Origin of the sequence: Microbacterium oleivorans (assembly GCF_013389665.1) — a bacterium.
Lineage (GTDB): Bacteria > Actinomycetota > Actinomycetes > Actinomycetales > Microbacteriaceae > Microbacterium > Microbacterium oleivorans_C.
Map to the genome: position 1 here is coordinate 2,847,747 of NZ_CP058316.1, position 18,930 is coordinate 2,866,676.

The following is an 18,930-nucleotide window of genomic DNA, read 5'->3' on the forward strand; positions in this document are numbered from 1 at the left end:
CCCGCGTAGCGTGGGAGGCATGGCCAGGAGCACGAACGCGCCCTCCGGACGCCGCGCACCGGCGAAGACCCCGACGCGCGCCCGCAAGAGCGAGCCCACCCCGAAGCGATACGTCGACGACGCGGAGCGTCCGCCGATCCTGGCGCGCGCCTGGATGGGACTCGCGCACGCCACGGGCGGGCTCTTCCGGGCCTTCGGGCCCGAGACGCTCGAGAAGGAGCAGCGCCGCGACGGACTGCCCTTCCTGCTGGTGCTGCTCGCCGTGGTCGGGGCTGCGGTGGAGTGGTTCCTGATCGGAACCGAAGCCGGCACGCTCGTCAGCGCATACACGGTGGGTTTCCTCATCGGGCGCGAGGCGTTCATCATGCCGGTGCTGCTGCTCTTCCTCGCGGGATGGCTCTTCCGCCATCCGGCGTCCGTCAACGACAACGGTCGGATCGGTATCGGCTTCGGCCTCTTCATCCTCTCGATCGCGGGGTTCTGCCACGTGTTCGGCTCTCGTCCCGAGCCGAAGGCCGGGGCGCTCGACCTCAGCGCCGCGGGCGGTCTGTTCGGCTGGGCCGTGGGCGAGCCGCTGACGATCCTCACGCCTTACGGTGCGGCGGCCGTGCTTGGACTCGTCGCGGTGCTGAGCGTGCTGATCCTGACCAAGACCCCGCCGAACCGCATCGGCGCCCGCCTGGGCGACCTGTACGCCTGGATGTTCGGTGCCGAACGCGCCGAGACGGATGCCGACGGCGAAGCGCCCACGGTCGCCTTCTCGCCGAAGAAGGGCAAGAAGCCCGCCCCGGTCGACGACGAGTCCGACGACGAGGACGTGCTGCCCTGGTGGCGACGCAACAAGAGCGGCCGCGAGGAGGATCCCGACGACGGCGCCGGATCGCAGGACCTCACCGAGCTGCTCGGTCCTTCGGTCGCCGGCGGCTTCGAGCAGGCGGTCGCGCCTCCGGTGCCCCCCGCGCCGCTGCCGGACGCGAAGACCGAGGTCATCGATCCGATCGTGATCGAGCGCGGAGCCACCGCTGCACGCTCGGGTCGTCCCGCCGACACGGCCGTCCGCGACGATCACGACACCGGCGAGATCGAGGAGCTGCCCGGCCTCACCGGCCTCGGCGGAGACTTCCACGGCCAGCCTCCCGCGACCCCGTACCGCCTGCCCGCCGTCGCGGCCCTGGGCGCCGGAACGCCCGCGAAGTCCCGCTCGGAGGCCAACGACGCGATCGTCCGCGCCATCACGGGGGTCTTCGAGCAGTTCTCGATCGACGCCAAGGTCACCGGTTTCTCGCGGGGCCCCACGGTCACGCAGTACGAGATCGAGGTCGGTCCCGGCACCAAGGTCGAGAAGATCACGGCCCTGACGAACAACATCGCCTACGCGGTGGCGTCCAACGAGGTGCGGATCCTGGCGCCCATCCCGGGAAAGAGCGCGATCGGCGTCGAGATCCCCAACACCGACCGCGAGATCGTCACCCTCGGAGACGTGCTGCGATCGAACGCGGCCACCTCCTCGACGCACCCCATGACCATCGGCGTCGGCAAGGACGTCGGCGGCGGGTTCGTCGTCGCGAACCTCGCCAAGATGCCTCACCTGCTCGTGGCCGGATCGACCGGATCGGGCAAGTCGAGCTTCGTGAACTCGATGATCACGAGCCTGCTGATGCGTGCGAAGCCCACGGATGTCCGCATGGTGCTCATCGACCCCAAGCGCGTCGAGCTCACCAGTTACGCGGGTGTGCCGCACCTCATCACCCCCATCATCACGAACCCGAAGAAGGCCGCCGAGGCGCTGCAGTGGGTCGTGAAAGAGATGGACATGCGCTACGACGACCTCGCGTCGTTCGGGTTCCGCCACATCGACGACTTCAACAAGGCCGTCGTCGCCGGCGAGATCCAGCTGCCGGCCGGCAGCGAGCGGGTGTTGAAGCCCTACCCGTACCTCCTGGTCGTCGTCGACGAGCTCGCGGACCTGATGATGGTCGCCCCGCGCGACGTCGAGGACTCCATCGTCCGCATCACGCAGCTGGCGCGTGCGAGCGGCATCCACCTCGTGCTGGCGACCCAGCGCCCGTCGGTCGATGTCGTCACGGGGTTGATCAAGGCCAACGTGCCCTCGCGTCTCGCCTTCGCCGTGACCAGTGTCACGGATTCGCGCGTCATCCTCGACCAGCCCGGTGCCGACCGTCTGATCGGACAGGGCGACGCGCTGTTCCTGCCCATGGGAACGTCGAAGGCGATCCGCGTGCAGGGCGCGTGGGTGGCCGAGTCGGAGATCGAGAAGGTCGTCGCGCACGTCAAGGGCCAGGCCCAGCCGGAGTACCGCTCCGACGTCGCCGCCGTCGCCGAGAAGAAGGAGATCGACGCCGATATCGGCGACGACCTCGAACTGCTGCTCGCCGCTGCGGAGCAGATCGTGTCGACGCAGTTCGGTTCGACGTCGATGCTCCAGCGCAAGCTGCGGGTCGGGTTCGCCAAGGCCGGCCGTCTGATGGATCTGCTGGAGTCGCGCGAGATCGTCGGGCCCTCCGAGGGGTCGAAGGCTCGTGACGTCCTGGTGACGCCCGATCAGCTCCCCGCTGTGCTCGCACGTCTGCGCGGGGAGGAACCGCCGACGGCGGCCCCGGCCGCGTCCGACCCCACCGAAGCCCAGTTCGACGGCCTCGAGGTCGTCGACGGCGACGACGGCTCGGAGGACGCCTGGGGCCTCACCGGCCGGGACTGACGGATAGGCTCGCTGCGTGGCGATCCCGAGGCAACTGCCCAACACGATCACGATCGTGCGCATCCTGTGCGCACCGGTCTTCCTGTGGATGCTTCTCGCCGACGACGGTGCCGATGGGGCGCTGCGGTGGTGGGCGGCGGTGCTGTTCATCGTCGCGATCGCCACCGACGGTGTCGACGGCTATCTCGCCCGCCGGTATCGCATCGTCACCGACCTCGGGAAGCTGCTCGATCCGATCGCCGACAAGGTGCTGACGGGATTGGCCTTCGTCGGGCTGTCGCTTCTGGGCGAGCTGCCGTGGGCGGTCACGGTGATCGTGCTGGTGCGCGAGGTCGGCATCACGGTCCACCGGCTGATCGTCGCGGGCGACCACGTCGTCGCCGCGGCATGGATGGGAAAGGTGAAGACAGTGGCTCAGGCCGTGGCGCTCTCCCTCGCCCTGCTGCCGCTGTGGACCGTCGCGGGGGAGTGGATCCACATCGTCAACGGCGTCGCAATGTGGGCCGCCGTGCTCCTGACCGTGGCGAGCGGCCTCGACTACGTGATCACGGCCGTCCGAGGAGCACGCCGCGGGCGGAGCGTCTCGTGAGCTCCCGCGGGCATGCGTCGGACCTGCCCGACGACGTCGAGGCGACGCTGGTGTCGGCGGGGCGCCGCACCGATGCCGAGCGCCTCGTCGAGCGTCTCGGCGAGCTGGGCTGGACGGTGGCGGTCGCCGAGTCGTTGACGGGCGGCCTCGTGGTGTCCGAGCTGATCGCGGTGACGGGGGCGTCCGCCGTCGTGCGCGGGGGAGTGGTCGCCTACGCGACGGAGCTCAAGCAGCGCCTGCTGAACGTGGACGCCGCGTTGCTGGAGGCTCACGGAGCCGTGCATCCGCGTGTTGCCCGGCAGATGGCCGAGGGGGTGCGCGACGCCCTCGGACCGGGGGGCGCGGCAGCCGACGTGGGCATCGCCACGACCGGCATCGCCGGCCCCGGTTCCCCGGACGGGCAGCCCGTCGGAACAGTGCACATCGCGGTCGCGACGGCGCTCGGTGTGCGCACCGAGAGCCTGCTGCTCGACGGCGACCGCGAACACATCCGGGCCGAGGCGACGGCGCGCGCGATCCGTCTGGCACTCGACGCGCTGTGAGGGAATACGTCGAGCGCGCGTCGAGTTGCTGTCATCGTGCGAGCCGCATGTCAACTCTCATCCGACCCACAGCGCAACCGGGTTAGGGTGGCCTGCGAATGAGATACCGTTGTCCACCCGGGACAGGCCAGCACCATGACGAAGGAGGGGGTCCGAGATGATCTTGGTTCGACAGGAGATCGGCGACGTTCTGCGTGACCTCCGCCAGCAGAAGGGGCGCACCCTGCGTCAGGTCGCGAGCCGCGCCAGCGTCGCGCTCGGGTATCTGAGCGAGGTCGAGCGTGGCCAGAAGGAGGCCTCGAGCGAGATCCTCGCTTCCGTGGCCGAGGCTCTCGACGTCCCCATCTCGACCATCATGCGTGAGGTCGGCGACCGCATCTCGGTCCTGGAGGGCCTGCCGGTGCTGTCGGATGTCGTTCCCGACGACATCGCCGGTCTGGACGACGAGCTGGTCACCCCCGAGCTCTCGCTGCGCTGATCCAGCGCGTCCCCCATGCGTCGCAGTGAGTTCGAGCGCGCCGTCGACGCCGAGTTCGGATCGCGCGGGCCGGCCCTGATCGACGACCTCGGCCTGCAGCCCTTCGGCAATCGCACGGCTCGGCAGGCGTTGGCCGACGGTGAGCCGCCCCGATCCGTCTGGATCGCATTGTGCGTCGAGGCGGATGTCCCCGAATCCCGGCGCTACGGTGTGGGCAGGCTCGACCCGCGCGACAGATAGCTCGCGCGGCGCGGCGTGTCGTCGAATATCCGTTCGAATCGAGCGTAGGCTCCTTCGCAGGTGGTCTCTTCTGACAGCTCTCCACCGGAACGGGCAGGCCGACGACCGATGTCGGAGGCCCTCCGTACCGTGAGGGAAGTCGGAAGACACCCCATGCCTTGTCGCAGCATCCCGGCACCGAGCCGGGAGCGCGACAGCCTACAGGCGTCGGAATGCGAGCATAAGGAGCACGCCATGCCATCACCCGCTGACCGCGAGAAGGCCCTCGAATCGGCTCTCGCCCAGATCGACCGGCAGTTCGGAAAGGGCTCGGTCATGCGCCTGGGCTCCGACGAGCGTGCGCCGGTCGAAGTCGTGCCCACCGGTTCGATCGCTCTCGATGTCGCGCTCGGCATCGGCGGACTTCCGCGCGGCCGCATCGTCGAGATCTACGGCCCGGAGTCCTCGGGTAAGACCACGCTCACCCTGCACGCCATCGCGAACGCGCAGCGCGCCGGTGGCATCGCCGCGTTCATCGACGCGGAGCACGCGCTCGACCCGTCCTACGCCGAGAAGCTGGGCGTCGACATCGACGCGCTCCTCGTGTCTCAGCCCGATACCGGTGAGCAGGCGCTCGAGATCGCCGACATGCTGATCCGGTCCGGTGCGATCGACCTGGTCGTCATCGACTCGGTCGCCGCACTCGTCCCCGAGGCCGAGATCAAGGGTGAGATGGGCGACTCGCACGTCGGCCTCCAGGCCCGACTGATGTCGCAGGCCCTGCGCAAGCTCACCGGTGGCCTGAACCAGACCAAGACCACGGCGATCTTCATCAACCAGCTGCGCGAGAAGATCGGTGTCTTCTTCGGTTCGCCCGAGACCACCGCCGGTGGAAAGGCGTTGAAGTTCTACGCATCGGTTCGACTCGACATCCGTCGTATCGAGACGTTGAAGGACGGCACCGAGGCGGTCGGCAACCGGACGCGCGTGAAGGTCGTGAAGAACAAGATGGCGCCGCCGTTCAAGCAGGCCGAGTTCGACATCCTCTACGGCGTGGGCATCTCCCGCGAAGGGAGTCTGATCGACTTCGGCGTCGAGCACGGCATCGTGAAGAAGTCCGGCGCCTGGTACACGTATGACGGCGAGCAGCTCGGCCAGGGCAAGGAGAACGCGCGCAACTTCCTGATCAAGAACGCCGACATCGCCAACGACATCGAGAACAAGATCAAGCAGAAGCTCGACATCGGTCAGCCGGCCGCTCCTGCCGTCGCAGCTGAGCCCGACGAGCTCGCGGCCCGTCGCCCGGCGTGAGCGGATCGAGCCGCGACGGGGGCGAGGCCGAGCGCCTCGCCCCTGTCATCCCCCTCTTCGGCGGGACCGACCCCACGCCGGTGCCCGATGCGGCGCGGGCGACGTCGCGGGCCGACCGCGATGAGACGCGGCCCGCGGAGCGGTGGCACACGACGTGGGTTGCCGAGACCAGACGTGGAACCGCGATGAGCCCGAACCCATCGGCTGGCGGAGTCTCAGCAGCAGCAGTGGTGCCGCCCACCGGCGACGCGTCGGCACCCGTGACGGATGCCGGTGATGATCGGATGCGCGCGGAGCGCTCGCTCCTGAAGCGACTGCGCGGACGTTCGCTCTCGGTACGCGAGGCGCGAGCGGTGCTCGGCGAGGGCGGCATCGATGAGGGTACGCGAGATGAGATCATCACCGCGTTCCTCGACAACGGCTATCTCGATGACAGCCGACTGGCCGAGCAGCTGCTCGACGGCGCACTCGGGCGCAAGGCCCAGGGTGCTCAGGCCATTTCGCAGACCCTCGCGCGACGCGGACTCGAGCGCGACGTCATCGACATCGCGCTGGCGTCCCTGCCCGATGACGAAGACGAGCGTGCGCTCGAATTCGCACGCGGCCGGGCGCGAGGAATGACGGGGCTCGACCCCGATACGGCGCTGCGCCGCCTCCACGGTCAGCTCGCGCGACGCGGATTCGGCGGATCCCGGGCGATGTCGGCGGCGCGGCAGGCGCTCGACGAATTACGCTGAGCTCCGCAGAGGCGCGCTGACGTCGATCGTCGGCGCTCAGGCCCACGAGCGTCGCGGCTCGTCCTCGTCCTGACGGTCGGTTCCGACCATCGAGCCCAGATCGCTGCGGTTGCGAGCGCCGATCTTCGAACGCGCCTGATAGATGTGCGACTCGACAGTGCGCACCGACAGGAACAGCGCGTGGGCGATCTGCCGGTTGGTGAGTCCCTCGTGCACGAGCCCCGCGATCTCGCGCTCCCGGGCCGTCAGGAGGTCGCGCGCGGCATCCGCTGCGACGGCTCGGCGCGCGTGCCCGCGCCGCAGCAACTCCGGCGGGCACAGGTCGAGGCAGAGGTGCGCCAGCGCGGCGCTCGCACCCAACGCCTCATCTGCAGCCGCGCGCTCGGCGCTGCGGAGGATCATCTCGATCGCATCGGTCTGCACGGTCTCCGCGATCGCGCGGAGCCGGTCGAGCGCCTCATCGGCGTCAGGATGGCGCACGACGATCAGCCGATGGAGGCAGCGCACCTGCAGCATGACGGCGTCCGTGGTCGAGCTGATCTGCCATGCCGCGGCGGCATGCGTGCGCGCGTCGTCCCACCGTCCTTCGGCCAGCGCGAGCGTGGCCTGGGTGGCCTCCATCATGTGGCGGTAGAGCGGATTCGTCGCGCCATGGGGAGGATTCACCGCATCGAGAACGTCGCGAGCCTCGGAGGTGTACCCGAAGAGCGCGAGCCCGAGGGCGGTCTCCATCGTGAGCATGCCCTGGCCGGTGCCGCCGAGGAGTGGGCTGCGGTTCAGCGACGCGGTCAGCTCGAGTCGAGCCTCCAGCACGTGTCCGCGCCGGAGGAGCGCGAGTACGGAGGCGGCTCCCGCGAGGGCGAGGCTCGCGCCGCCGCGGCGCGCGGCGAAGTCCCGGTCCGCCGCGAGATCGACGAGCGTGGCCGTGTCGTCGTCGCCGACGATCGTGCGTGCGGCCAGGTCGAGGCATCGTGCGCGCAGGAGCTCGATGGCCGACCCTCGCCGCTCACCCGAACGCAGCAGACGCTGGACGGTACGCAGCGCGACGCGCATGTCCTCGTCGCGGCCGAGATACGCCGCGATCGTGGCGGCGAGCAGCTCGGTGTCGACCCGGTCGGCGGTGTCGAGTTGCGGGTGAGCGCGCAGCCGAGCGACGATCTCGTCTGCGCGCCGGATCTGCAGGGCGTCGATCGCCTGGCGGGCGGCCGCGAGTTCGTGGTCGGGTGTGGTGCGGGGCGGGCGGTCGTCCTCCGGCGTGCCGGAGCGCTCGGTGGCCGACGCGTCGACGGGGAGGGCCAGTGCCAGCGCCACGCTGAGCGTGCGCCGTTGCCCCTCGGCGGGCAGGGCGTCGAGCCGGAGACCGGCGGCCTCGGAGGAGCCCAACGCGGTGTGCGCAAGGTGCTCCTCGAGGGAGAGCACCGCTGTCGCGGCCTCCGCCCCCGCCCAGGTCGCGTACGCAGCCGCCGAGGATGCGTCACCGTGATCGTTGGCCTCGCGCGCTGCGTCGCTCATGACCCGTCGCACCAGCTCGATGGGCACCTCTCCGGGCAGCGATGCCGCATCGGGCACATCGCGTAGCCAGTGCTCGGCCAGGAGACGCGCCAGCGGGGCGTTCCACCAGAGGCCGCGATCCGAGATGAGTCTGTCGAGAGCCTCCTTCACCACCTCGTCCGCCGCAGCGGGGCCGAGGTGGCGCGCCGCGGCGCGCGCGATCGCCCGGTTGGCGGTGAAGCGGTGCATGATCGTCTGATCATCGTGAAGCAGCCCCGCCGCGCGAAGCGCGTTCAGCGTTGCCGAGGGGATGAAGCGTGCGGCGTCGCCGAAGCTCAGTCCGGGCGTGTGGTCGAGGAGCACCAGAGCACGCAGCACCTCGTCGTCGAAGCCCCGGATGTGCGCGTGCACGGTGGCTGCCAGGCGGCTGTGGGCCGAGACGTCGTCGATGGCCTGGATGGGGTCGTCGCCGCGCAGAGCGGCCTCGATGGCGATCTCTGTCAGTGCGCGCAGCAGTGCGCGCGATCCGTCGGCCTGCCAGAGGATCGCGGCGCGCGTCACCGAGTCGAGCCGGTGACCGCCGGAGAACTCCGCCAGCAGTTGAGCGCCGTCGTCCGTCTGGAGTGGACGCAGATCCAGCCGGTCCGCTGCGCCGCTCAGCCACAGGTCGTGCAGCCGTTCGACCTCCGGGCCGATCGCGCGTGCACCCAGCCGCGGCTCGGTCACCGCGAACAGTGCCGACACGTGCGGGGTGTGCACGCCCCGCAGCAGAGCGTGCAGGGAGGCGCTGTCGAGGTCGTGGGCATCGTCGATGGCGACCACCAGCGGCTCGTCGATCGTCCCGTCGCGCAGCCCGGCGGCACGCGGATCCGAGGACGCCTCGAGGGCTCCGAACGGCACCTGTGACAACGACGTCGCGCCTCGGAGCACAAGGGGCGGTGACCCCCCGTCCGAGAGCGCGGCGACGACGCGATGCAGCAAGAAGCTTCTTGCCGGAACCGAGCGGACCGCCCATCACGGTGGTGACGCCACGTGACAACGACGCCGCAAGAGCCCGAGGATCTCTGCCGGCGCCGACGACCGGCGCCGAACGCATCCCTCTCGCGGCATCCTCTGGGGGTCGCTGCGACGCATGCGTTCCCGTTTGCGTACTCCCCATGCTCCGACATCGCCCCCCGTGTCCAGCCCGTAGTTGCTCAAGATACTCAGCCCCCTGCGCGAGGTACCAGTGTCGATGGACTTTTTGACTACTGAGGTAACCCTGACGCACTACCGAGACTCCTACGGGCCGCCGCGGTGTGAGGTCGGCGGGCGGTCGCGGGTGACACGGACACCACACGGGGATGCGGCGCACCGGCCACGCCGTGGCGACTCACGTACTACCGTCGCGGAATATCGCGACCGCGACGCGGCGGCCACGAGACCTGGGGGTGGGGACGGTGCACGATACGGATCGGATCGACGCGAAACGGATCGTCCCCGCCGCGGCGGCGACCGCGGGCACCGATGGCGTCGCACGGGACGACCGGCTGGCGACGGTGGCGGGGATCACCCTGATCCTGGTCGTCGGATGGCTGATCGCCGCCTGGGTGTTCGACGTCTCGCTGCACCCGGTCGCAGCTCCCTCCATGTCGCCCGCCATCGTGACGGGCTCGCTGGCCGTCGTCCAGCGGGTGCCCGCGGGCGACCTGGAACCGGGCGACGTCGTGTTCGATCCCGCTCGCGACGCTCCGGCGCGTGTGATCGGCGTCATGCCGAGTCGGGACGGCGGAGCGGACGTCGTCGTCACCCTGCGCGGTGACGGCGAAACCGATCTCCCCCCTCACGTCCTGGCGATCCGGGAGATGGAGCGGATCGAGACCACCGCGCCCATGCTCGGCTGGGTCGCGCTGGCTGTGACGACGCCTATCGGTGGCGCGCTCGGAGCGATGACGGTCGTGACGATCGTGGTCGTCGTGGTGCGGCGTCGTCGTCGACATCCGCCACTCGGCGGGGCGCGGGGGACAGGGGGATCGAGTGCCTGAGCCCGGACGGCGCGACGCCGCTCGAACGGCGGCGGCCGCCGCCGGAGCCCTCATCCTCGCTCTGGTCGTGTCGGCCGCGCCGAATGCGTTCGCGGCCGTGGGTGGCGCCGGCGCACCCCCGCCCGATGCGCGGTTGGTCATCAGCGCCGGCGCGCTCCCGGACGACGCGCTCACGATGGCGCCCGGCGACGAACGGCACTGGCCGGTGTCGGCGCGGCTCGTCGGGGCGCAGCGGGCGATGCTGACGGTGCGGATCGACCGTTCGGGGTCGTTGGCCGACCACCCGGACGGGCTCGAGGTCGGTGTGCGCGCCTGCCCGGAGCCCTGGCTCGTCTCGGCGCCGGTACCGGCGTGCGCGGTCGGCGGCACAGCGCTGGTCGATACCGTCGCGCTCGCAGCGAGCGATCGTGCGCCCGCCTTCGCCCTGCCGTCGCCGTACGACGACGACGACGCGGTGCATCTTCTGGTCACCGTCTCCCTCGGCGACAGTCCGGCGGCGCGGTCGGATCCGTCGCTGCAGGGTCTGCGATCGGACGTCGCCGTCGTCCTGACCGCGACATCGATCGACGGCGAGCCGGTGCCGCCGTCGGCGACCGCGCTCGCGCGATCCGGCGGGTCATCGCCCATGCTGCTCGCCGTTCTGTCGGCGGTGGTCCTCCTCCTCGTCGGTGCCGCCGCGACACGGCGTCGCGAGAGCGTGCCCGAACGTAGAATGGGCGCATCATGTCGTCCCCTTCGAGCGCCCCCACCCTGATCGCGCCCTCGACCGCCGCACGGGCCGCCGACGGTCGCATCCGCACGTACGAGGTGCGCACCTTCGGCTGCCAGATGAACGTCCACGATTCCGAGCGACTGTCGGGCTCTCTCGAGAGCGCCGGGTACCTGCGCGCCGAGCCGGGTGCCGAGGCCGACGTCATCGTCATCAACACGTGCGCCGTGCGCGACAACGCGGCCGGCAAGCTCTACGGGACGCTCGGTCATCTCAAGTCGCGTAAGGACAAGCACGACGGGATGCAGATCGCGGTCGGCGGCTGCCTCGCGCAGATGGATCAGGATGCCGTTCAGCAGAAGGCGCCCTGGGTCGACGTCGTCTTCGGCACCCACAACATGGGTGCGTTGCCGGGTCTGCTGGAACGCGCTCGCCACAACGGCGAAGCCGAGCTCGAGATCCTGGAGGCGCTCGAGACGTTCCCCTCGACGCTTCCCACCAAGCGCGATTCGGTCTCGAGCGGGTGGGTGTCGATCTCGGTCGGTTGCAACAACACCTGCACGTTCTGCATCGTCCCGCACCTGCGCGGCAAAGAGAAGGACCGCCGCCCCGGTGACATCCTCAGCGAGATCCGTCTGCTCGTCGACGACGGGGCGGTCGAGGTGACGCTGCTCGGCCAGAACGTCAACAGCTACGGGGTGGAGTTCGGCGACCGACAGGCGTTCGGCAAGCTGCTGCGCGCCGCCGGGGAGATCCCGGGTCTCGAACGCATCCGATTCACGAGCCCGCATCCGGCAGCCTTCACCGACGACGTGATCGACGCCATGGCGGAGACGCCGGCGGTCATGCCGCAGCTGCACATGCCGCTGCAGTCGGGATCGGACCGCATCCTCAAGGTCATGCGGCGGTCCTACCGCAGCGCGAAGTTCCTCGGCATCCTCGAGCGCGTGCGCGAGCGCATCCCGCACGCCGCGATCTCGACCGACATCATCGTCGGGTTCCCCGGCGAGACCGACGAGGACTTCGAGGACACGCTCCGCGTCGTCGAGCAGGCCCGCTTCGCGAGCGCTTTCACCTTCCAGTACTCCATCCGCGAGGGCACGCCCGCCGCGACCATGCCCGACCAGGTGCCGAAGGCCATCGTCCAGGAACGCTACGAACGCCTCACAGCGCTGCAGGACCGCATCGCGCTCGAGGAGAACCAGATGCAGGTCGGTCGCGAGCTGCACGTGCTCGTCTCGTCGGCCGAGGGCAAGAAGAGCGCCGAGACGCACCGGCTCAGCGGTCGTGCCGAGGACAACCGCCTCGTCCACTTCGAGGTGCCGAGCGGCTCGGTCCTGCCGCGACCGGGCGACGTCGTCTCGGTGACCGTCACCCGCGCCGCGCCCTTCCATCTCTTGGCCGACAGCATCGACGGAGCGCCGCTGCGCGTGCGTCGCACGCGTGCGGGGGACGCCTGGGATCGCTCGCAGGCCGAGTCCTGCGGCGTTCCCGCGCCCGCCACCGCGAGCGGGCCGCGAGCGGTGTCGCTCGGGCTGCCCGCGCTCCGCGTCGGCGTGTGACCGAGGGCGTTCGTCCCGGTTCCGGGGGGTCGCTGCTCTGGGCGGTCGTCGGCGCCACGGGGACCGGCAAGACCGGTCTGTCGCTCGACCTCGCCGAGGCGCTCGGCGCGGTCGGTCGATCGGCCGAGGTCGTCAACGCCGATGCCATGCAGCTCTACCGCGGCATGGACATCGGCACCGCCAAGGTGCCGGTCGCCGATCGACGCGGCATCCCGCATCATCTCTTCGACGCGCTGTCGGTGACCGATGAGGCCGCGGTGGCCTGGTACCAGGATGCCGCGCGCCGCGCGATCGCCGACATCGCCGCGCGCGGGTCCGACGCGATCCTCGTCGGCGGTTCCGGGCTGTACGTCTCGAGCGTGCTCTTCGACTTCCGCTTCCCGCCACGGGACGAGGGGCTGCGGGCGCGGCTGGAGGACGAGCTCGACGACCTCGGTGCGCCGTCGCTGTTCGCACGGTTGCGCGAGGCCGATCCCGTCGCTGCCGACCGCATCGACCCGCGCAACGGCCGGCGCATCGTCCGCGCGCTCGAGGTCCTCGCGCAGGGCGGCGCGACCCACGGGGGCGCGCTGCCGGTTTCGCCGAAGGCGTGGCATCCCGCGACCAGGATCGTCGCGACCGGCATCCCACGCGGCGAGCTGGTCGCGCTTCTCGACCGCCGCGTCGAGCGGATGTGGGCCGACGGCCTGGTCGACGAGGCGGCGCGGTTGCGCTCCGCCGGCATCGAGGACGGCCCGACGGCGGGTCGGGCGATCGGGTACGCCCAGGCCCTGGCCCAGCTGCGCGGCGAGATGACGTCCGCCGAGGCCATCGCACAGACCCAGGCGCTCACCCGCCGCTATGCGCGGCGACAGGTGTCGTGGTTCCGGCGCTACGACACGGCGCGCTGGATCGACGCGAGGGAGGTCGATGCGGCCTCCCTCGTCGGAGAGGATGAGGCATGAGCATCGTGCTGCGTCCGTTCCGGCCCGCCGACGAGGACGTGGTCGTCGCCCTGTGGCACGAGGTCGGCCTCACCCGCCCCTGGAACGACCCCCGGGCCGACATCAGACGCAAGCTCGTCGTGCAGCCCGAGCTCTTCCTCGTCGCCGTGGACGACGGCGGTGAGGGCGAGGTCGTCGGCACCGTGATGGCGGGATACGACGGTCACCGCGGCTGGCTCTACTACCTGGCATCGGCGCCGACCCGGCGAGGGCGCGGCATCGGCCGGCTTCTGGTCGCCGAGGCCGAACGTCTGCTCGCCGCACAGGGTTGCCCCAAGGTCCAGCTGATGGTGAGACCTGAGAACGCCGGGGTGCGCGCGTTCTACGCCGCCCTCGGCTATGAGCCATTCGACACCTGGGCCACGGGCAAGCGGCTCGTCGTCGACGGTCCGGGCAGCCCCGCTCCGCCCGCCTAAACTGGGCCCATGTCGACTGTCGCGTTCACCAAGGGTCACGGAACCGGGAACGACTTCGTCGTGATCGCCGATCCCGACGGAGGACTCGAGCTCGCCGACGAGCAGGTCGCGGCGCTGTGCGACCGCCACTTCGGGATCGGGGCGGACGGGCTGCTGCGCGTCGTCCGGTCCCGCGCGCTCCTCGACGGTGCCGAGGCCGCCGTGGCCGGCGCCGAGTGGTTCATGGACTACCGCAATGCCGACGGCTCCGCCGCGGAGATGTGCGGCAACGGCATCCGGGTCTACGCGAGATACCTCTTCGAGGCGGGCCTCGTCCCCGCGGACGCAGCCGAGCTGCGCATCGGCACGCGGGCGGGGGTGAAGACCGTCACGCGCTCCGAGAACGGCTTCGAGGTCGACCTGGGGCTCTGGCGCACCGAGTCGGAGGACGTCCTGGTTCGCGCGCGCGGGCTGGGCGTCGCGCGTCCCGGGCAGCCGATCGACGTCGGCAACCCGCACGTCGTGGTCGCCCTCGCCAGCGAGGACGAGCTCGCGGGCCTCGACCTGACGGTGCAGCCGCAGCTCGAGCCGCAGCCCGCATCCGGTGCGAACGTCGAGTTCGTCGTGCCCGCCGATCCGCTGGTGCAGGGAGGCGTCGGCGTCATCCGGATGCGCGTCTTCGAGCGCGGCGTGGGGGAGACCCTGTCGTGCGGCACGGGCGTGGCCGCATCCGCTCTCGCCGTCCGACACTGGGCCGGGGCCGCGGCTCCCGACCGGTGGAGCGTGGAGATCCCCGGCGGGCGTCTCGGCGTGCGCGTGGTCACCCATGACGACGGCGAGCACGTGCTGCTGTCGGGGCCGGCGACGCTCGTCTACTCCGGGCAGGTCGCGCTCGCGGGCTGATCTCGCGGAGGCGTCGTCAGGGAAGCTCGATGGCGCCCGTGGGTGGAACGCCGTGTCGCCGCACTCGCAGCACTCGGAAGCCCCGGCCGGTGGCCGCGCGTGTGACGCCGTAGCCGTGATCGAACGTCGCGGCGAGCCACCGCTGCAGCGAATCCGAACCGAGATTGCGCTGCACGACGAGCCAGGCGTCGCTGCGCTCCGACAGACGCGGGATCCACCGCTGCAGCATCCCGTGCAGCTCGTTCTTGCCGACCCGGATCGGAGGGTTCGAACGGATGGTGCGGAATGCGACATCGTTGGGAACATCGTCGGGCAGAACGGCGTTGATGTTATCGAGTCCCAGTTCAGCGGCGTTGCGTCGCACCAGGTCGAGGGCGCGTTCGTTCACATCGACGGCCCAGACCGTGGCGCGGGGCGACTCCATCGCCAGCGACAGCGAGATCGGCCCCCAGCCGCAGCCGAGGTCGAGGAAATCCCCACCGGACGGTGCCGGAGGGGTGTTGGCCAACAGAACACCCGTGCCCGAGTCCACGTGGTCAGGGCTGAACACCCCGCCCGCGGTCGTGACCTCGACGGCGCGCCCCGCGAGGGTGACGCGGATGCGGCGGAGGTTCTGCTCGCTGGACGGGGACGCGCTGAAGTAGTGATCGCTCCCCATGCATCCGAGCGTATCGGAGCCGGTGCTCCCGGCGGGAGGCTAGAATTCACGGACGCTCGGGCATGGGCGTCCCGGGAAGAGAAGGTATGACACACACCACCACCCCCGACGGCGACGACGACATCGCGGTGGACCCGATCAATCGCGTGCTCGCGAGCGCTGAGACCCGCGCGGGACTCCGTGTCTTCGCCGGCGCTCAAGCGCTGCAGGATGCCTCGACGGTGTCCTACGGCGACACCGACGGCGACCAGTGGGACCGGGAGGAGCGCGCCGCGCTCCGACGCGTCCCCGGCCTGTCGACGGAGCTCGAGGACGTCACCGAGGTCGAGTACCGCCAGCTGCGGCTCGAGAACGTCGTGCTCGTGGGGGTCTACCCCCAGGGCTCGCAGGAGGACGCCGAGAACTCGCTCCGCGAGCTCGCCGCGCTCGCCGAGACGGCCGGGGCCGTCGTGCTCGACGGCGTGCTGCAGCGACGCCCGCACCCCGACCCCGCGACGTACATCGGACGCGGCAAGGCCGCGGAGCTGCGCGACCTGGTCGCCGCCGTCGGAGCCGACACCGTGATCGCCGACACCGAGCTCGCCCCCAGCCAGCGTCGCGCGCTCGAGGACGTCGCGAAGGTCAAGGTCATCGACCGCACGACGGTGATCCTCGACATCTTCAGCCAGCACGCCAAGAGCCGCGAGGGCAAGGCGCAGGTCGAGCTCGCTCAGCTCGAGTACCTGCTCCCGCGTCTGCGCGGCTGGGGCGAGTCGATGAGCCGTCAGGCCGGTGGGCAGGTCGGTGCTGGCGGCGCGGGAATGGGTTCGCGCGGACCGGGTGAGACCAAGATCGAGCTCGATCGCCGACGCATCCGCACTCGGATGGCGCTGCTGCGCCGCCAGATCCGCGACTTCGCGCCGTCCCGGGATGCGAAGCGGGCCGAACGCAAGCGCAACACGATCCCGTCCGTGGCGATCGCGGGCTACACCAACGCCGGCAAGTCGAGCCTCCTGAACCGGCTGACGAGCGCGGGTGTGCTCGTCGAGAACGCCCTGTTCGCGACACTGGACGCCACCGTCCGACGGGCCGAGGCCGCCGACGGCCGGGTCTTCACCCTGACCGACACGGTCGGATTCGTGCGGAACCTGCCGCATCAGTTGGTCGAGGCGTTCCGCTCCACGCTCGAGGAGGTCTCGGGGGCCGATGTCATCGTCCACGTTGTCGACGGCTCGCACCCGGATCCCGCCGCGCAGCTCGCCACCGTCCGTGACGTGATGGGCGACGTCGGAGCGCGCGCGACGCGCGAGCTGGTCGTGTTCAACAAGGCCGACCTCATCGACGACGACACCCGCCTGTTGCTGCGTGGCCTCGAGCCCGAGGCGCATTTCGTGTCGTCGCGGACGGGCGAGGGCATCGACGCGCTCCGCGGCGCGATCGAGGATGCGCTGCCGCTGCCGGCCGTCGAGGTGCGAGCGCTCGTGCCGTACGACCGGGGCGACCTGATCTCGGCCGTCCACGAGAACGGGCTCATCGTCGCCACCTCGCACGAGGAGGACGGCACCGCCGTTCACGCCCACGTCTCGGAGCGTCTGGCCGCCGAGCTCGCGCCCTACGCTCGCTGAGCCCGCCTGCCGCACCGGGGGGCGCAGGGATGCGTGATGCGCCTGCCGGGTCGGCGGCCTCGAGAGGGGCGGGTCAGGCGAGCTCCACGGGCGCGACATCCGGGGTGGCGAAGCCGAAGACCTGACCCAGGAACGCGAGCTCGCTCTCGAGCGCATGGACGATCGTCTCGGTGCGGCGGAAGCCATGCCCCTCGCCCTCGTACAGCACGTAGGCGTGGGGCACGTCCTGAGCCACGAGTGCGTCCCGGATCGCCTCGGCCTGCGCCGGCGGCACGACGGCATCCTCGTCTCCCTGCAGAAGCAGCAGCGGAACGCGGAATCGCTCCGGCCGGCTGAGGGGCGAGCGTTCGATGTAGGTCTCCTCGGCCTCGGGAAGCGGTCCGATGAGGCCGTCGAGGTAGCGGGCCTCGAAGTCGTGCGTCTCCGCCGCGAGGGCTCGCGCATCGCCGACCCCGTAGCGCGAGATCCCGGCGCCGAACACGTCGGTGCCGACGAGGGCGGCGAGCACGGTCCAGCCGCCGGCCGATCCGCCCTCGATGGCGAGTCGGCCCGGGTCGGCGAGGCCGTCGGCGGCGAGGCCCCGCGCGGCGGCCGCGACGTCGTCGACGTCGACGATGCCCCACTGTCCCTTCAGCCGCTCGCGGTAGGAGCGGCCGTACCCGGTCGAGCCGCCGTAGTTGACGTCGAGCACGCCGATGCCGCGGCTGGTGAAGTACGCGGCCTTGCTGTCGGCGGTGCCGCCGACGTGCGAGGTGGGGCCGCCGTGCACCCACACGAGATAGGGCGGCAGCTCGTCGGTCGGGGCGGAGACGCCCGGGTTGGTCGGCGGGTAGGCGAAGGCGTGCACAGGCCCGTGCGGGCCGTCTGTCGTCACCTGCCGGGCGTGGGGGATCCACGCCTCGTCGACATCCGGGGTGCCGCCGCGGACGGCGATGGCCTCACCGCTGTCGAGGTCCACGACCCACAGGCCGGTCGCTCCCGGCATGGTGCCGCTGACGAGCGCGCGGTCGCCGCGCACGTCGTCGATCTGCAGACGAGCGGTGGCTGCGAAGGGGAGGGGGATGGCGCCGCCCTCGCGGTCGATGATCACGAGCTGGTCGGATCCGTGCGTGCGGACGGCGATCACGCGGCCATCGTCGAGTGGCGCGTACCACCGTGTGCCGAGCACCCACAGGCCGCCGCCGGTGTCGGCATCGGCCGGTGACATCGCCACCGGTTCGACGCTCGACGCCGGATCGACGCGGTAGAGGTTCCAGCGGCCGGTCGGCTCGTCGAGGAGCACCAGGTCGCCGTCTGCCGACCACTCGGGCTGCAGCGCCGCCGTGGTGCCGCTCGTGACGTCCCTGACGACGTGCGGTGCGTCGAGGTCCACGACCCGGATGCGCGTACGGTCCCACGGCATGTCGGGGTGGTCCCACGCCACCCACGCGAGGTGCGACCCGTCCGGCGAGAGGGCGGGCTGCGCGACGAAGTCGCTGCCACCGGCGAGCTCGCTCACCGCCGCGACCGGATCGGACGCTGCACCGGAGGAGGCGCCGTCGATGCGGACGATGTGCCGCTCGGGCGTCGCGCCCGGGCGCTCGCGCTCGCGCACGGCGAGCAGCGTGCCGCGTTGCCAGCGCAGCCCGCCGTAGTGCGTGCCGCCGTCCTCCGGCGTCAGGGCCTCGGGTTCGCCGCCCGGCCTCAGGCGACGGATGCGCTGGTCGGACTTGTCGACGAAGAAGAGCACACCGTCGTCCGAGGCGGTCCACGCACCGCCGCCGTACTCGTGCACGCGCGATCGGGCGTTCCACGGTGCGGGGAGCACGGCCTCGACGGAGCCGTCGATCGCCCGACGCATGACGGCGACGCGCCCCGCCTCATCGGGCAGCGACTCTCCCCACCAGATCTCGTCGCCGACGAACGCCGCGCCGTCGAGGCGGAGCGAGGATGCGCTGGCCCAGCGGGCCGTCAGCGGGGAAGGCCAGGAACCGTAGGGAAGCTGCTGCGACATAGCGCCACGCTAC

Annotated in this window: 17 protein-coding genes; 14 read left to right on the top strand and 3 right to left on the bottom strand. The window is 71.0% G+C overall.

Annotated features, from left to right (window positions below):
• Positions 1-19: 19 nt before the first annotated feature.
• From HW566_RS13505 to HW566_RS13535, 7 genes are all read left to right on the top strand, one after another.
• On the top strand, positions 20-2,719 hold the full coding sequence (locus tag HW566_RS13505) for a DNA translocase FtsK (protein ID WP_178013680.1): 2,700 nt from the start codon (positions 20-22) through the stop codon (positions 2,717-2,719).
• Between the two features lie 16 nt (positions 2,720-2,735).
• Positions 2,736-3,308, top strand: coding sequence for a CDP-diacylglycerol--glycerol-3-phosphate 3-phosphatidyltransferase (pgsA, locus tag HW566_RS13510; protein ID WP_178013682.1), 573 nt, complete (start codon positions 2,736-2,738; stop codon positions 3,306-3,308).
• A gap of 23 nt (positions 3,309-3,331) precedes the next feature.
• Entirely contained in the window at positions 3,332-3,850 is a 519-nt protein-coding gene (locus HW566_RS13515) for a CinA family protein (RefSeq protein ID WP_178014963.1), read from the top strand.
• A gap of 157 nt (positions 3,851-4,007) precedes the next feature.
• Positions 4,008-4,328 (top strand): helix-turn-helix domain-containing protein, encoded by a 321-nt coding sequence (locus tag HW566_RS13520; protein ID WP_178013684.1) that lies wholly within the window; start codon positions 4,008-4,010, stop codon positions 4,326-4,328.
• A gap of 15 nt (positions 4,329-4,343) precedes the next feature.
• Positions 4,344-4,568, top strand: coding sequence for a DUF3046 domain-containing protein (locus tag HW566_RS13525; RefSeq protein WP_178013685.1), 225 nt, complete (start codon positions 4,344-4,346; stop codon positions 4,566-4,568).
• 234 nt (positions 4,569-4,802) lie between these two features.
• Positions 4,803-5,858 (top strand): recombinase RecA, encoded by a 1,056-nt coding sequence (recA, locus tag HW566_RS13530; RefSeq protein ID WP_178013687.1) that lies wholly within the window; start codon positions 4,803-4,805, stop codon positions 5,856-5,858.
• Entirely contained in the window at positions 5,855-6,595 is a 741-nt protein-coding gene (locus HW566_RS13535) for a regulatory protein RecX (protein ID WP_178013689.1), read from the top strand. Before recA ends, HW566_RS13535 begins: the two co-directional genes overlap by 4 nt.
• A gap of 36 nt (positions 6,596-6,631) precedes the next feature.
• Here the strand turns inward: HW566_RS13535 and HW566_RS13540 are convergent, their stop codons facing one another.
• Positions 6,632-8,986 (bottom strand): LuxR C-terminal-related transcriptional regulator, encoded by a 2,355-nt coding sequence (locus HW566_RS13540; protein WP_256728966.1) that lies wholly within the window; start codon positions 8,984-8,986, stop codon positions 6,632-6,634.
• Positions 8,987-9,525: 539 nt separating this feature from the next.
• Between HW566_RS13540 and HW566_RS13545 the strand changes: the two genes are divergently transcribed.
• Genes HW566_RS13545 through dapF form a run of 6 tightly spaced genes read left to right on the top strand, consistent with a single transcriptional unit; the run spans position 9,526 to position 14,662 of the window.
• Positions 9,526-10,110 carry a hypothetical protein gene (locus tag HW566_RS13545; RefSeq protein WP_178013693.1) on the top strand — a complete coding sequence of 195 codons (585 nt, stop codon included), beginning with the start codon at positions 9,526-9,528 and terminating at the stop codon, positions 10,108-10,110.
• A complete protein-coding gene (locus HW566_RS13550; RefSeq protein ID WP_178013695.1) occupies positions 10,103-10,864 on the top strand; it encodes a hypothetical protein in 762 nt (253 codons plus the stop codon). Before HW566_RS13545 ends, HW566_RS13550 begins: the two co-directional genes overlap by 8 nt.
• On the top strand, positions 10,834-12,381 hold the full coding sequence (miaB, locus tag HW566_RS13555) for a tRNA (N6-isopentenyl adenosine(37)-C2)-methylthiotransferase MiaB (RefSeq protein ID WP_178013696.1): 1,548 nt from the start codon (positions 10,834-10,836) through the stop codon (positions 12,379-12,381). Before HW566_RS13550 ends, miaB begins: the two co-directional genes overlap by 31 nt.
• Positions 12,378-13,325 carry a tRNA (adenosine(37)-N6)-dimethylallyltransferase MiaA gene (gene miaA / locus HW566_RS13560; RefSeq protein WP_256728726.1) on the top strand — a complete coding sequence of 316 codons (948 nt, stop codon included), beginning with the start codon at positions 12,378-12,380 and terminating at the stop codon, positions 13,323-13,325. The genes miaB and miaA overlap by 4 nt, the downstream gene beginning before the upstream one ends.
• Positions 13,322-13,780: a GNAT family acetyltransferase gene (locus tag HW566_RS13565; protein WP_178013698.1), complete on the top strand. Its 459-nt coding sequence runs from the start codon at positions 13,322-13,324 to the stop codon at positions 13,778-13,780. Before miaA ends, HW566_RS13565 begins: the two co-directional genes overlap by 4 nt.
• 9 nt (positions 13,781-13,789) lie before the next feature.
• Positions 13,790-14,662: a diaminopimelate epimerase gene (gene dapF / locus HW566_RS13570; RefSeq protein ID WP_178013700.1), complete on the top strand. Its 873-nt coding sequence runs from the start codon at positions 13,790-13,792 to the stop codon at positions 14,660-14,662.
• 16 nt (positions 14,663-14,678) lie between these two features.
• Here dapF and HW566_RS13575 read toward each other — a convergent pair whose 3' ends face one another.
• Positions 14,679-15,320, bottom strand: coding sequence for a class I SAM-dependent methyltransferase (locus HW566_RS13575; protein WP_178013702.1), 642 nt, complete (start codon positions 15,318-15,320; stop codon positions 14,679-14,681).
• Positions 15,321-15,406: 86 nt separating this feature from the next.
• Between HW566_RS13575 and hflX the strand changes: the two genes are divergently transcribed.
• Entirely contained in the window at positions 15,407-16,924 is a 1,518-nt protein-coding gene (gene hflX, locus HW566_RS13580) for a GTPase HflX (RefSeq protein ID WP_178013704.1), read from the top strand.
• A gap of 73 nt (positions 16,925-16,997) precedes the next feature.
• Here the strand turns inward: hflX and HW566_RS13585 are convergent, their stop codons facing one another.
• Complete coding sequence (locus tag HW566_RS13585) at positions 16,998-18,917, bottom strand: prolyl oligopeptidase family serine peptidase (RefSeq protein ID WP_178013706.1); 1,920 nt, start codon at positions 18,915-18,917, stop codon at positions 16,998-17,000.
• Between the last annotated feature and the right edge of the window lie 13 nt (positions 18,918-18,930).